This window comes from Alkalilimnicola sp. S0819 (genome assembly GCF_009295635.1).
Taxonomy (GTDB): Bacteria; Pseudomonadota; Gammaproteobacteria; order Nitrococcales; family WHIW01; genus S0819.
This window is the reverse complement of the sequence record NZ_WHIW01000002.1, coordinates 1-12,841: the sequence shown is the minus strand read 5'-3', so window position 1 is coordinate 12,841 and position 12,841 is coordinate 1. Positions and strand designations below refer to the sequence as shown.

The window sequence follows — 12,841 nt, the reverse complement described above, 5'->3', positions numbered from 1 at the left end:
ATACGCCTTCATTCGCCCCCCAACTCCGAGCCCGCCCGTTGCCATTCGATCCTGCCCTGGTCCAGCTTGATCACCCGATCGGCGATGTGCCAGTAGCGCTCGTCATGGGTCACCGCGACCACGGTTCTGCCAGCCGCCTTCAGCTCCGGCAGCAGCTCGGTGTAGAAGAACTTGCGAAAATGCACATCCTGCTCCGCCGCCCACTCATCGAAGACCAGCACCGGGCGGTCTTCCAGCAGCGTGGCGATCAGTGCGAGGCGCTTGCGCTGGCCGGTGGACAGGTGGGTACGGGTGAAACATCCTTCTTCGTACCGCACCTTGTCCGCCAGGCCCATCCGGTCGATCAGACGCTGCACCTCGTCGGGGTCGACCCCTTCCAGGCCGTACAGCCGGTCAAAGAGATGGAAATCGGCGAACACCGCCGAGAACAGCTCCCGGAAACCGGCCACGCTCTCCCCCACCACCGGCGCGCCGTCCACTCTTATCACGCCCTGATCAATGGGGTACAGGCCGGTCAGCAGGCGCAGGCTGGTGGACTTGCCGCTGCCGTTGCCGCCGACCAGGAACACCATCTCGCCGCGCGTCACGGACAGGGACAGGGGCCCCACCGCAAAGCCTTCCCGGCCATCCCGCTCGTGGTGCACGTAGCGCAGCGCGTCGTAGGCAATCTCGGAGAATTCGCGGTAGGGCTGCGCCAGTTCCCTGGCCCGGGCCGGGGAGACGCTGCTGGCGGCATCCAGCTCGCGCTCCAGCTCGAAGATGCTCCGCAGGCCCACATCCGCCTGCAGGAACATGGGCGAGCGGGCCACATTGGTGGCCAGGGGGCCCAGGCAGAACAGCAACACCGGGATCAGCTCGAACACGATCACCCCGTAGCCACCGCTGTAGGGTGGAAAGCCGAAAGCCACCACGGCCAGGATCAGGTAGGTCACCACGCTGTTGACCATGATCATGCGGACCCAGTAATCGCCCGAGGCCACCTGCAGGCCCTCGGTACCTCGAGACAGGCGCCGGTGTACTTTGGCTGCGGACTCGCTCCTGGCGGCATTGAGCCGCAGTTCCTTGCCCCCGTTTATGAGATCCGCCGTGGCATCCAGCATCTGCCCCTGGCGCCGCATCACCAGGTTCAGCAGGCCGCGGAAATCCCGGTTGATCCAGGCATAGCCCACCACCCCCAGGCTCACCCCCAGAAGGAAGACCAGAAAGGCCGCGGGGGAGAGGTAGAACAGGTACATCAGCGAGATCAGCAGCAGCACGGTCTGCTGAAAGCTGTCCACGAGCAGCGGGCAGGTGACCGAGAGATGATTGGTTTCCCGGGAAATGACACCGTACAGATCCCCGCGCCCGAGCTTGTCCAGGGTGCGCAGTTCGGTCTGGCGCAGCTTATCCATCAGATCGATGCGCAGGCGCTTGAGCCGCGCCTCGATCATCTCGTTGGCCCACAGCAGGGCCCGCCGGTTGCACAGGTAATAGAGCAGAAAACCGGCGATGAACAACCAGCCGACGGTCAGCGTCGGCCGCTCGCCCACCGCCACCAGACGGGCCACCCGGTTCACCATCACCACCAGCAAGGCGTTGGCCACGCCGGCAATCACGGTCAGCAGGAACATCCGCCACAATTCCCGACGGCTGGCCCGGCGAATGAGCTCGAGTATCGCCATCAGCGCGCCTCCGCCGGCCGCATGCGGCCCAGGTCCAGCACCAGGCGGCGATCACAACAGGACCAGTAGCGGTCATCATGGGTCACCGCCACGACGATCTTGCCCCGGGCTTTCAGCTCGGGCAGCAGTTCGCGGTAGAAGATATCGCGAAAGTGGGCGTCCTGGTCCGCGGCCCACTCATCGAACAGATAGCAGTCCCGGTCCTCGAGCAGGGCGACGATCATCGCCAGGCGCTTGCGCTGGCCGGTGGACAGTTCCAGGGTGGAGAAGCAGCCATCGGCGAACCGCACCTTCTCGGCGAGCCCCATGCGCCGGATCAGCGCATCGACGCGTGCCGGGTCCGCGTCCTCCAGGCCGTGCAGGCGCTGGAACAGATGAAAATCGGCGAACACGGCGGAGAACAGCTCGCGGTAGGCCTGGCGTGTCCCGGCGGCGACCGGCTCGCCATCCACCCGGATCTCCCCGGCATCCGGCGTGTACAGGCCACAGATCAGCTTCATGGCGGTGGACTTGCCGCTGCCGTTGCCGCCCACCAGAAACACGATCTCGCCGCGACGCAGGTCCAGATCCCAGGGACCGGAGCGGAACGACACCGCGCCGTCCGCCTCGCGGTAATCGAAGCGGATGCCGCGCAGCTCGATGCCGGACAGGCCCCGGTAGCGCGCCAGATCCGTCTCGGCCTCGCCGCCACTCTCCGCCAAGCCCTCGTTGAGACGCTGCTCCAGGCGAAATACATGCCCCAGCCCCACGTCCGCCCGGTCATAGAGCCGGCTCACCGCGGTCAGTGCCGTGACCGGCCCCAGGCAGAAGATGGCCGCGGCGACGATCTTGTAGATCACGCCGGTGTAACCGCTGAAGAACAGGGGCAGCACGAAGATGACCACCCCCACCAGGGCGTAGAGGAAGGCATTGCTGAACTGCAGCATCCCCACCCACTTATCGCCCACTCCGACCACCGCGGTGCGCAGCCCCTCGGCCACGCCCGTGAAGTGCTGATGCAGGGCATCGTTCTTGTCCGCGTTCAGACGGATCTCCTGAAAGCCCTCGGCGTAGTGGCCCAGGGAATCGAGCATGCGCGCCTCGTGATCGTGCACCTCGACCATCGCGCGGCTCAGCACCTGGCGGCGACGCCAGAAACCGTACAGCCCCACGGCGATGAAACCCGCCACCACGGCAAAAGAAATCAGTGACAGGGTGGCGATATAGAGCAGCAGAAACAGCAGCAGGAAGACGCTCTGCCCCGCGCTCACCAGCAGCGGGAAGGTCTGGGCCAGTTGCGCCGTTTCCTGGGCGACCACGGCGTAGAGCTCGCCCTGCCCCAGGCGCTCCAGGGCACGCAGGTCCGCGCGACGGATCTTGTCCGCCAGACGCAGGCGCAGGTCCCCCAGGCGCCGCTGCACGTAGCGGTTGGCCTCCTGCACCGAGGCGCGATTGGCGATGTAGAACACCAGGAACAGCAGGATGTAGAGTGCCAGCAGCTTGCCGCCCGTGGGCCGCCCCAGGGCCGCCCGCTCGGCCACCTCGTTGATCAGCCCGATCAGGGCCGCATTGGCGAGCCCCGCCAGACAGGTGACCAGCAGCGCACCACGCAGGGCGTCGGCGGGGCCGGTTTGTAACAGACGGCGGACGTACATAGGCGAGCTGTAGCCGGAGCGCTTCCCTATAATTGTTGTCTTGTACACGGCCCGGCGAGTTAGCGCTTTCTTACGCGACGAGGCGTGACCCTGCCTGCTCAGACTACCAGAGTGTCGCCGGATTATCCCCCGGGAAACACCGCCCGAGCACGGTTTGCGGGTAGGACGGCGAAGCTTCCTGCTATATGCTCTGGTCTGATCGCAGAAACGGGGTAGACAGCGTGCAGGCACAGGCCATCGAGCAAACCATCCGCGCGTTCATCGAAGAGCAGTTTCTCATCGATTACGACGAGGACTTCCCCGAGGACAGCAATCTGTTCAAGGAAGGGGTCATGGATTCCTTCGGCTACGTGCAGCTGTGCCGGTTTCTGGAGCAGGAATACGATTTTCGCTTCAGCGAAGCGGAGATGACCGCCAACGTATTGGTGAGCCTGACCCAGATTCGCGATTTCATCGTCGCCAAGCTCAAGGCCCGAGCCGGCGCCTGAGCCGGCGACAACAAGAAAGCAGCAGTCATGTGCGGCATCGCCGGCCTACTCAACCCCGCCCTTCCCCCCGACGCCCTGCCCGAAACCATCCTCGGCATGCTGGCGGCCATTGCCCACCGCGGCCCGGACGGCACCGGTTATTTCGTCGATGACCGCTGCGCTCTGGGCACCACCCGGCTCGCCATCATCGATCCGCAGGCCGGCATACAGCCCATGTGTGATGCCGACGAGCGCTACTGGCTGGTCTACAACGGCGAGATCTACAACTACCGGGAGCTGCGCCACCAACTGGAGGCGCTGGGCGCGCGTTTTCGCACCGAATCCGATACCGAGGTGGTGCTGCAGGCCTGGATCCACTGGGGCGCGGACTGCCTGCCCCGCTTCAATGGCGGCTTCGCCTTCGCCCTGTACGACCGGCACCGCGATCGTCTGGTGCTGGCCCGTGACCGTTACGGCAAGCGCCCGCTGTTCTACTGCCGCCACGGCGATGCCTTCCTGTTCGCCTCGGAGATGAAGGCCTTCGCCGCGGTGCCGGGTTTTCGCTTCGAGCAGGACCCGGCGCAGCTGGGCTCCATTCTCGCCCAGTGGACGCCCCTGCCCGATCAGAGCGGCTTTCACGGCATCCACAATCTGCCCATGGGCGAATGGCTGAGCGTGGCGGGCGGCGAGATCAGCCATCACCGCTACGCGACACTCGGTTTCGAAGCCGACGCCTGCCCCGACAACGAGACGCAGGCGCTGGAGGCCATCCGGGAGAGCCTGCGGGAGAGCGTGGCCATGCGCCTGCGCAGCGATGTGGAGGTGGGGGTCTACCTCAGCGGTGGCGTGGACTCGGCGATCGTCGCCCTGCTGGCCGGCGAGCACGCATCCCGACCCCTGTCCACTTTCTCGGTGGAATTCGAGGACCGCAGCTTCGATGAGTCCGCCGAGCAGCGGGAGCTGGCCGCGTTTCTCGGCACTCGCCACCACCCCCTGCGCATCCGCGATCAGGATATCGCCGAGGCCTGCCCCCAGGCCGTCTACCACGCCGAGATGCCGGCCTTTCGCAGCGCCTTCATTCCCATGTATCTGCTCTCGCAGAAGACCCAGCAGGCCGGCATCAAGGTGGTGCTCAGCGGCGAAGGCGCCGACGAGGCCTTCCTGGGCTACGACCTGTTCAAGGAAACCCTCCTGCGCCGGGACTGGAACACGCTGGACGAGGACCTGCGCCGCCAGCAGCTGGGCCGGCTGTATCCGCACCTGGAGCACTACGGCCCGCAAGACTTGGCCGCGGTGACGGGGCTATACCATCAGTTCTCCGAAGAGCAACGTCCGGGGCTGTTCTCCCACGAACTGCGCTTTCAGAACGGTCAGTTCAGCAGCCGACTGCTGCGCGAACGGGCCGACCCCTTGGGCGCGATCAGCAAGCTGGTGGCCGCGGAGCCGGCCTACGCCGGCATGAGCGCGGTACAGAAGGCCCAGTGGCTGGAGTACAAGACCCTGCTGGCCGGTTATCTGCTCTCCACCCAGGGCGAGCGCATGAGCCTGGCCCACGGGGTGGAGAACCGCTGCCCCTTCCTGGACCGCGCGGTGATCGAGGCGGCCAGTTCCATCAATCTGCGCTTCGATGACGGCTTCGAGGAAAAGCGCCTGCTGCGCGAGGCCTATACCGGGCGCCTGCCCGAAAGCGTGCTGCGCAAGCGCAAGTTCCCCTACCGCGCGCCGGACGGCGCGGCCTTCGCGGCCACTCGGCCGGAGTATCTGGAATTGCTGCTCTCGGAGGGGGAGCTGGCCAAACTGCCCTTTCTGGACGGCAAGTTCGCCCGCCGCCTGAGCCTCAAAGTGCTGGAGAAACCCGCCGAGCAGATCAGCACCAAGGAAAACCAGACCTTCATGTTTTTGTTGTCCATCGTCCTGCTACACCACTACTTCGTGGCCGAGGGCGGCCGGGAGCTATGGCAGAGCGCAGCGCCGGGACCGCTGATGCGGGTGGCGGACCTGCGTGGGCGTTAGGGACGCGCGGAGATCCCGGGTTCCCGCCTTCGGCTCCACCCGGGCTACGCGGGGCGGCGCCGGGGCTTAGGGCGCCGGCACAAAACGCCGGCACCACCATCCGCGTAGCCACGATGCAGCGAAGCGGAATCGAGGATCCCCCCCTACCCCACCCCCGGCAGCGCCTCCCGAATCAACTGCAACACCGCCCGCTGCACCAAGCGCTTGGCCTGCTCGTCCTCGTAATACCGGGCTCTGAATTTCTCTTCCGCCTGCCCGCTCTCAAGCACCGCGTCATCCACCGCCAAGGGATAATCCCCGTGCCACACCTGCTCATCGCTGTTGTTGGCCAGCTGCGCCATCACCGCCTCGTTCTCCGTGACCTTGCCGGTCAGGCTCTTCAGCCAGCGCAGCTTGTCCCCATCGGTGGTCTCGGCGCCGAAGAGTTCGTTCATCCGGGCGATGATCTCGGCCAGCCGCTCTTTATGCGGATCATGCGGCCTGCCTGAACCCAGCTCGCTGGTGGGCTTCAACTGATACTCGGCGGCATCCTCGCCCAGCTGAAGGCGCGCCTCGCGCTGCTTGGTCAGCCGGTAATGGGTGAGCGCCAGCTCGGACAGATCAATCTCGTCCTCCTCCAGCCGCTCCACCCGCAGCAGGGGCAGCAGGTGGCGGGCGTAGATGCTGAGCTGCTCCAGCTCCGGGTCGTCGTAGTCCAGGATCTGGGACATGAACTCGTAATAACGCAGGAAACTGCCCAGGTCCTTCTTGAACTGGTCCAGGCGGTCCTTCTCCTCGCCGGCCTCTTTCAGCGCATGCTCGGCGCGCTGCACGCCGGTGTCGTCTCCATCCGCCTGCAGTCGGCGTTTTTCATCCTGCAGATCGCGGATGTGGCTCGCCACCTCCCGGTACTGCACCCGCCAGCGGTCCACCGCCGGGCGGCACCAGCGAGTGAGCTCGGCCTGCTGGCCGCGGGGATCGAAGAAGGCCCGGGCGAAGGCCTCCACCTCGTTCCACAGGTAAATGCGCTGCTCGTCCAGCTTGCTCTGCAGGTCGTAGACCAGATTGGGGTCGGACACGCCGGCCAGCTCGGCGCTGTTGTAGTAGGGCTCGAAGGCGGCCTTGATCTCGTCGGGCTCGTTGACGAAATCCAGCACGAAGGTGCTGTCCTTGCCGGGGAAGGTGCGGTTGAGCCGCGAGAGGGTCTGCACGCAGTCCACGCCCTGGAGCTTCTTGTCCACGTACATGGCGCAGAGCTTGGGCTGGTCGAAGCCGGTCTGGAACTTGTTGGCGACGATCATGACGTTGTATTCGTCGGTGTCGAAGGCATCGCGCAGGTCGCGCCCTTTCAGGCCCGGGTTCAGCAGCCGACTGGTCTCGGTGACTTCCTCGGGGATGGCCTCGTCCGGCTCCACACTGCCCGAGAAGGCCACCATGGGGTGCACATCACCGTAGCCGTGGAGCTCGGCATAGCGGCGCATGGCGAGCTGGTAGCGCACCGCCTCGCGGCGCGAGCCGGTCACCAGCATGGCCTTGGCCTGACCATCCAGCCGATGCGCGACCTTGTCGCGAAAGTGCTCGACGATGATCTCCACCTTCTGGCCGATGTTGTGCGGGTGCAGGCGCAGCCATTTGGCGATGAGGGTGGCGGCACGCTTGCTGTCCACCTCCCGTTCCGCGTCGCCCTGGTGGGCGATCTTCCAGGCGGTGTTGTACGAGGTGTAGTTGCGCAGCACATCGAGGATGAAGCCCTCCTCGATGGCCTGGCGCATGGTGTAGACGTGCGTGGGCTCGGGCTTGTTGTCGTCCGCGGGCGGCAGCTCGGGCCGGGGCGGACGGCCGAACATCTCGATGGTCTTGGCCTTGGGTGTGGCCGTGAAGGCGTAATAGCTGATCCGCTCGGCGGGGCGGCGGGCGGCCACCGCGGCGTCCAGCAGGTCTTCGGCGGAAGGCTCCTCGCCCAGCTCCGCGGCATCGGCCCCCAGCAGGGCCTTGAGCTTGTTCGCCGCCGAGCCGGTCTGGGAGGAATGGGCCTCGTCGGCGATCACCGCGAAGCTGCGGCCTTTCAGCGCCGGGCGCTTGTCCAGGGCCTCGTACAGGGCGGGAAAGGTCTGCAGGGTCACGACAATGATCGGCGTGCCCTCTTCCAGGGCCTGGGCCAATTGCGCGGACTTACTGCCCTCGCCCTCCTCGCGGCTGATGCGGCAGACCACGCCGCCGGCGTGCTCGAACTGGTATATGGTCTCCTGCAGCTGGGCGTCCAGCACGGTGCGGTCGGTGACCACGATCACCGACTGGAACAGCTTCTGCTCGTCCGGCCCGTACAGGGATGCCAGCTGGTGGGCCGTCCAGGCGATGGAATTGGACTTGCCCGAGCCCGCGCTGTGCTGCACCAGATACCGCTTGCCCGGCCCCTCCTCGGCGGTTTCCTCCACCAATTCGTTGACCACTTCCCACTGATGGAAGCGGGGGAAGATCAGGGTTTCCTTCGTGTAACGCCGGCCGTGAAAGTCTTCCTTGATCTCTTTCTGCAGGTGGATGAAGCGGCCGAGGATCTTCAGCCAGGCGTCCAGCTGGAACACCTGTTCCCACAGATAAGCCGTGTCGAAGCCCTGAGGGTTCGGCGGATTGCCCGCGCCGCCCTCGTTGGTGCCGCGGTTGAAGGGCAGAAAGAAGGTGTCCTTGCCGGCAAGCCGGGTGCTCATCCAGACCTCTTCCTGGCTCACCACGAAATGCACCAGCGCGCCGCGCTTGAAGGCGAGCAGCGGCTCGTCGCGGCGGGTGTTGGGGTTTTTCGGCGGGCGGTCGCGGCGGTACTGACGCTTGGCGTTGTCCACCGACTGCTTGAAGGCGCTCTTCAGCTCCAGGGTGGCCACCGGAATGCCGTTGACGAAGAGCACCAGGTCCAGCCGCGGGTTGTAGTTCTCGGCCGGGTCCACGGCGTAGGAGACCTCGGGCACCACCCGCAGGCGGTTGGCCCGGTAACGGGCCAGGGTCTCCGGGTTCATGCCGTGGTCGGGCTTGAACTGGCAGAAGCGCAGCCGCGCGCCCCGGTCCTTGTAGCCGTGGCGCAGCACGGAGAGGGTGCCGTCGCGCTGGAGATTGCGCGCCAGACCATCGAGCAGGGCCTGGTCGGGGTTCTGCGGGTAATGGCGTTGCAGGCGCCCCCATTGCTCCGGGTGGGCGGACTGAACGAAGGCCAGCACGTCCTCGGGATACAGGGCGCGGGCCCGGTCATAGGCGGCGGCGGTGCCGACTTTCCAGCCGTGTTGGCCGAGATAATCGACGATGTGGTCCTGAAAGATGCGTTCCTGACTCTTTTCCATGACTTTTTATTGTTGTTGCGGGCCGGACGGCGGGTTCAGCGGTGGGCGGCGACCTGCGGGGATGGGCGCACCTCGGCGTCCAGTCGGCCGCCGAGTTCCAGGGCCGCCTTGTCCAGCTCGTAGCGGTCCTGCAGATTCATCCAGAACTCGGGGCTGGTGCCGAAATAGCGGCCCAGGCGCAGGGCCGTGTCCGCGGTGACCGCCCGCGTGCCCTTGACGATCTCGTTGATCCGCCGGGGCGGCACGCTGATGTCCTTGGCCAGGCGGTACTGGCTGATGCCGAACTCTTCCAGGTACTCCGCGAGGTGTTCGCCCGGATGGATCGGGCCGATGGGATTCTTGTTCATGCAAGGGACACTAGCGCGGCGTGTTAACCGCGACAAGAGCGGGGCCCCATAGACAAGTAACCCCCCGGGGTACGCATCGTGGAGAGGCGTGGGGGGTGATGTCGCCGCCCATCATAAGCGCCGCGCGGGAGAACACAAGTTGGCGGCTGGTGAAGCAGAGGCGGTAAACTGATGCTCACTGCCTCCACGGAGACTTGCCATGGCACGGACGATTTCAGACATCTACAAGGACATTCAATCGCTCAGCGACTCAGAGAAGAACGAGCTGCTGCGCACCTTGGTGGCCGAATTGGATGCTCCCGCCGACTCGGAGGTCGAGAAGGCCTGGCTGGTGGAAGCCCAGCGGCGATATCAGGATCTGGTAGACGGAACGGTACAGGGTGTGCCCGGCGCACAGGTTTTTGAGCGACTGCGAAACCGCCTGCACCAATGAAGCACGAGTTCCATCCGGAGGCGGAAGAGGAACTTATCGAGGAAGCGGCGCGGTACGAATCAGAGGTGCCCGGCTTGGGCGGCCGATTCGGCAACGAAGTCAGCCGCGTCATTAGCCATGTGGGGATGACATGACGGTAGTGAAGCTAAACGCTGTTCCTGAGGATGGAAGTCCGAGTGAACAGCTGACGCTTGTGTTTGAGGACGACGAGAGCGCTCTCCTCCGGCAGTTTATTCGTAACTGCGACCGCTTACGCGGCGCTCGGATACTGAGTGATTTTCCGACGATCAAGAACATCAGGTGGAAAGCGGAATCTGGTCTGTCACTCGAGATCAGCGACTTCGCTTATGGAGATGTATGTGCGCTCCTTCACTTGGCGCGTCCTATCTTTCTGGCGCGCGAACCAGCTTCGTTCGAAAAGACTTGTGCTCTGTTCGGCAGAAAAGGGCGAGGAACCTCCCTTGCCCGACACATAAAGACTATTCGGCAGGTCTATGAGCACGGCGACTATCAGCCTTACTTTCAGATATCGGTGAACGGTGTTCCGCTGTTCGACGACAGCAGCCTCAAGTCATGGCTGAACGGTGTCGAGTACCACCAAGACGAAGACAAGGCGGAGCTCGTCGGGCAACTCGAGCGCGCTCTTTCGCAAGAGGCTGTGCGTGGTGTTTTCGTATCGCAGTTGTCTGGCCGGATACGGGCCACCTTGATGCTTGAGCATTTAGCTCATCTTATCCTCGAACCGGTTGAGGAACAGTAGGTATGAGCTCAGCTCTCGCATTAGCCGTTAGTAATTGAGATGCCGGCAGAATTTTCAAAAGACTTGGTTGCGCTTCTAACCTACCTTTTGCCCGGCTTTCTGGCCGCGTGGATTTTCTATGGTCTTACGTCGCACCCGAAGCCTTCTCAGTTTGAGCGGGTTGTCCAGGCGCTGGTGTTCACCTTTCTGATACAGGCACTGGTGCCGGTCGTCCGATGGTCGCTCGAGTACGCTGGGAACTGGATCGCGCTCGCTCCGTGGAGCAAAGCTTCCGAAGGGCTGGCCGCTCTAGCGCTCGCGGTCGTCTTCGGCGGGGTTCTCGCCCATTGCACAAACAACGACACAATTCACAAGTGGCTTAGAAAGGCCGGCTTCACCACCAGAACCTCCCATCCGTCCGAGTGGTACTGCGTACTGTCGCAGAAGGTGATGTTCGTAATTCTCCACCTGAATGACGGGCGCCGACTCTACGGATGGCCGAAGGAATGGCCGGTCGAGGCGGACAAAGGGCAGTTTTACTTGATGCTACCCTGCTGGATCCAGGAGGACGGCTCATCGATTGACTTGGCTCAGCTGGATGGAATCCTCGTTCACGCGCGAGACGTGAAGTGGGTTGAGTTTGTAAGTGAAGTTGGAGCGACAGCATGACGAACCGGAGAAAAGGCTCAAATCCCCCGCCCCCTCCGAACCGGGGCGGCAACAACGGCGGATTCAGAGATAACGCGAACGTCAACCCGCCACCAACGAGCGTTCGCCCCCCACCACCACCGAACCCCCCGAAGCCGACGAGCGGGAACGGAGGCTAACAAATCGCTGGAACCGACGTAAGCGCTCCACCAACCCCTTCTTCTGAAGCTCACCAGGACCGCTGACACTATCGTCTCCATCACTAAAGGAGGCGATCACGATGCTTTGGCTTTCCCCGGCTCGAGCCCGCTGGCTCGGCTATTTGTACCACGCCGCGTCCTCGGGGCAGACCCTGAGCGCCTACGCCGAGGCGCAGCAATTGGAGCTCGCCGACTTGCTGGCCTGGGAGCGCCACTTGGCTGAGCTCGGTGTCGCCGTGCCCGCGCGGCACCGGCCGGCGCGTTTCGTGGCCGTGGAGATGGTGGCATGATGCGCCCCGGTGCCGGGCTGAGCGTGTATCTGTGCCGTGAGCCGGTGGACATGCGCAAGTCCATCGATGGGCTCTCGGTCTTGGTCCAGGAGGCGCTGGAGCTAAATCCCTTCGAGGAGGCCGTTTTCGTCTTCTGCAACCGGGCCCGGGACAAGGTGAAGATCCTCGCCTGGGAGCGCAACGGTTTCGTGCTCTGGTACAAGCGCCTGGAGTCGGAGCGATTCAAGTGGCCGGAGGCGCTCGGCGAGGCGCCGTTGCGCCTGACGAGCGAGCAGCTCAACTGGCTGCTCGACGGCTACGACATCGCTCTGATGAAACCGCACAAGGCGTTGAATTATCAATCGGTTGGGTGAAATTCTGCTCCTTTTGGCGGGTCTTTTGCGGTATAATTACCGCCATGAAATCAGTCGCTTCCCGCACCACTCCGACCGTGGAGGATCTCCAGCAGCAGCTTGCCGAGCAACGGGCGCAGATCGAGCGGCTGACGGCCCGACATGTGGCTGAAAAGGCACAGTGGCAGGCGGAGAAACAGGCGCTGATCGAGCAGCTGCGCCTGGCCATCGAGCAACGCTTCGGCCCGTCCACCGAAAAATACCGCATTGAACAGCGGGATCTATTCTTCGACGAAGCCGAAACGCTGGTGGAGGCTGAAGACGCCGAGACCCTCACCGAGTCGGCGCCCGAGACGGATGACACCACCCCGACGCGCAAGCGCCGCCGGGGTGGTCGCGTTGCCCTGCCGCCGGAGCTGCCGCGTGTCGAGGTGATTCACGAATTGCCTGAGCACGAGCGCCGCTGCGCCGAGGACGGCCGCGAGCTTGCGGTGATCGGCCAGGAGGTCAGCGAGCAGCTCGACGTCATCCCGGCCAAGATCCAGGTCATCCGCCATGTGCGGCTGAAATACGCCTGCCGGCAGTGTGAAGACGGCGTGGTGCAGGCGCCCATGCCGCCACAGCCCCTGCCCAAGAGCAATGCGAGCCCCGCGCTGCTCGCCACCATCGCCACGGCCAAGTACGCCGATGGCCTGCCGCTGTACCGCCAGGAGAAAACGTTTGGCCGCATGGGGGTGGAACTCTCGCGCAACACCCTGGCGCGCTGGATGCT

General features: G+C 64.4%; 13 protein-coding genes. 9 read left to right on the top strand and 4 right to left on the bottom strand.

The features are described 5' to 3' along the window. Positions 1-8 precede the first annotated feature (8 nt). A complete protein-coding gene (locus GBG68_RS01895) occupies positions 9-1,661 on the bottom strand; it encodes a cyclic peptide export ABC transporter (protein WP_152144545.1) in 1,653 nt (550 codons plus the stop codon). Then, complete coding sequence (locus GBG68_RS01890) at positions 1,661-3,295, bottom strand: cyclic peptide export ABC transporter (RefSeq protein ID WP_152144543.1); 1,635 nt, start codon at positions 3,293-3,295, stop codon at positions 1,661-1,663. The genes GBG68_RS01895 and GBG68_RS01890 overlap by 1 nt, the downstream gene beginning before the upstream one ends. A 221-nt stretch (positions 3,296-3,516) precedes the next feature. Here GBG68_RS01890 and GBG68_RS01885 point away from each other — a divergent pair, with 221 nt between their 5' ends. After that, entirely contained in the window at positions 3,517-3,783 is a 267-nt protein-coding gene (locus GBG68_RS01885) for an acyl carrier protein (protein ID WP_193323661.1), read from the top strand. Positions 3,784-3,810: 27 nt separating this feature from the next. Further along, positions 3,811-5,775, top strand: coding sequence for an asparagine synthase (glutamine-hydrolyzing) (asnB, locus tag GBG68_RS01880; RefSeq protein ID WP_152144541.1), 1,965 nt, complete (start codon positions 3,811-3,813; stop codon positions 5,773-5,775). A gap of 143 nt (positions 5,776-5,918) precedes the next feature. Here asnB and GBG68_RS01875 read toward each other — a convergent pair whose 3' ends face one another. Then, positions 5,919-9,080, bottom strand: coding sequence for a type I restriction endonuclease subunit R (locus GBG68_RS01875; protein WP_152144539.1), 3,162 nt, complete (start codon positions 9,078-9,080; stop codon positions 5,919-5,921). Positions 9,081-9,115: 35 nt separating this feature from the next. Then, positions 9,116-9,427 carry a HigA family addiction module antitoxin gene (locus tag GBG68_RS01870; RefSeq protein ID WP_152144537.1) on the bottom strand — a complete coding sequence of 104 codons (312 nt, stop codon included), beginning with the start codon at positions 9,425-9,427 and terminating at the stop codon, positions 9,116-9,118. Positions 9,428-9,626: 199 nt separating this feature from the next. Between GBG68_RS01870 and GBG68_RS01865 the strand changes: the two genes are divergently transcribed. The 7 genes from GBG68_RS01865 to GBG68_RS14700 all read left to right on the top strand — a co-directional run. After that, positions 9,627-9,860 (top strand): addiction module protein, encoded by a 234-nt coding sequence (locus tag GBG68_RS01865; protein WP_152144534.1) that lies wholly within the window; start codon positions 9,627-9,629, stop codon positions 9,858-9,860. After that, entirely contained in the window at positions 9,857-9,994 is a 138-nt protein-coding gene (locus GBG68_RS14055; RefSeq protein WP_193222174.1) for a hypothetical protein, read from the top strand. The genes GBG68_RS01865 and GBG68_RS14055 overlap by 4 nt, the downstream gene beginning before the upstream one ends. Beyond that, positions 9,991-10,620: a hypothetical protein gene (locus GBG68_RS01860; RefSeq protein ID WP_152144532.1), complete on the top strand. Its 630-nt coding sequence runs from the start codon at positions 9,991-9,993 to the stop codon at positions 10,618-10,620. The genes GBG68_RS14055 and GBG68_RS01860 overlap by 4 nt, the downstream gene beginning before the upstream one ends. A gap of 39 nt (positions 10,621-10,659) precedes the next feature. After that, positions 10,660-11,268, top strand: a complete 609-nt coding sequence (locus GBG68_RS01855; RefSeq protein ID WP_152144530.1) for a DUF6338 family protein — start codon at positions 10,660-10,662, stop codon at positions 11,266-11,268. Positions 11,269-11,527: 259 nt separating this feature from the next. After that, positions 11,528-11,737, top strand: a complete 210-nt coding sequence (locus tag GBG68_RS01850; RefSeq protein ID WP_152144529.1) for a hypothetical protein — start codon at positions 11,528-11,530, stop codon at positions 11,735-11,737. After that, positions 11,734-12,090: an IS66 family insertion sequence element accessory protein TnpB gene (gene tnpB / locus GBG68_RS01845; RefSeq protein ID WP_152144526.1), complete on the top strand. Its 357-nt coding sequence runs from the start codon at positions 11,734-11,736 to the stop codon at positions 12,088-12,090. Before GBG68_RS01850 ends, tnpB begins: the two co-directional genes overlap by 4 nt. A 44-nt stretch (positions 12,091-12,134) precedes the next feature. Further along, positions 12,135-12,841: IS66 family transposase zinc-finger binding domain-containing protein (locus GBG68_RS14700; RefSeq protein ID WP_152144524.1), on the top strand; the 707-nt coding region annotated here is incomplete at its 3' end.

Excerpts from the sequence above, each read along its gene's own strand:
- GBG68_RS14055 (WP_193222174.1), top strand. The coding sequence starts at position 9,857 with ATGAAGCACGAGTTCCATCCGGAGGCGGAAGAGGAACTTATCGAGGAA.
- GBG68_RS01890 (WP_152144543.1), bottom strand. The coding sequence starts at position 3,295 with ATGTACGTCCGCCGTCTGTTACAAACCGGCCCCGCCGACGCCCTGCGT.
- GBG68_RS01855 (WP_152144530.1), top strand. The coding sequence starts at position 10,660 with ATGCCGGCAGAATTTTCAAAAGACTTGGTTGCGCTTCTAACCTACCTT.
- asnB (WP_152144541.1), top strand. The coding sequence starts at position 3,811 with ATGTGCGGCATCGCCGGCCTACTCAACCCCGCCCTTCCCCCCGACGCC.
- GBG68_RS01860 (WP_152144532.1), top strand. The coding sequence starts at position 9,991 with ATGACGGTAGTGAAGCTAAACGCTGTTCCTGAGGATGGAAGTCCGAGT.
- GBG68_RS01895 (WP_152144545.1), bottom strand. The coding sequence starts at position 1,661 with ATGGCGATACTCGAGCTCATTCGCCGGGCCAGCCGTCGGGAATTGTGG.
- GBG68_RS01850 (WP_152144529.1), top strand. The coding sequence starts at position 11,528 with ATGCTTTGGCTTTCCCCGGCTCGAGCCCGCTGGCTCGGCTATTTGTAC.
- tnpB (WP_152144526.1), top strand. The coding sequence starts at position 11,734 with ATGATGCGCCCCGGTGCCGGGCTGAGCGTGTATCTGTGCCGTGAGCCG.
- GBG68_RS01870 (WP_152144537.1), bottom strand. The coding sequence starts at position 9,427 with ATGAACAAGAATCCCATCGGCCCGATCCATCCGGGCGAACACCTCGCG.
- GBG68_RS01865 (WP_152144534.1), top strand. The coding sequence starts at position 9,627 with ATGGCACGGACGATTTCAGACATCTACAAGGACATTCAATCGCTCAGC.
- GBG68_RS01875 (WP_152144539.1), bottom strand. The coding sequence starts at position 9,080 with ATGGAAAAGAGTCAGGAACGCATCTTTCAGGACCACATCGTCGATTAT.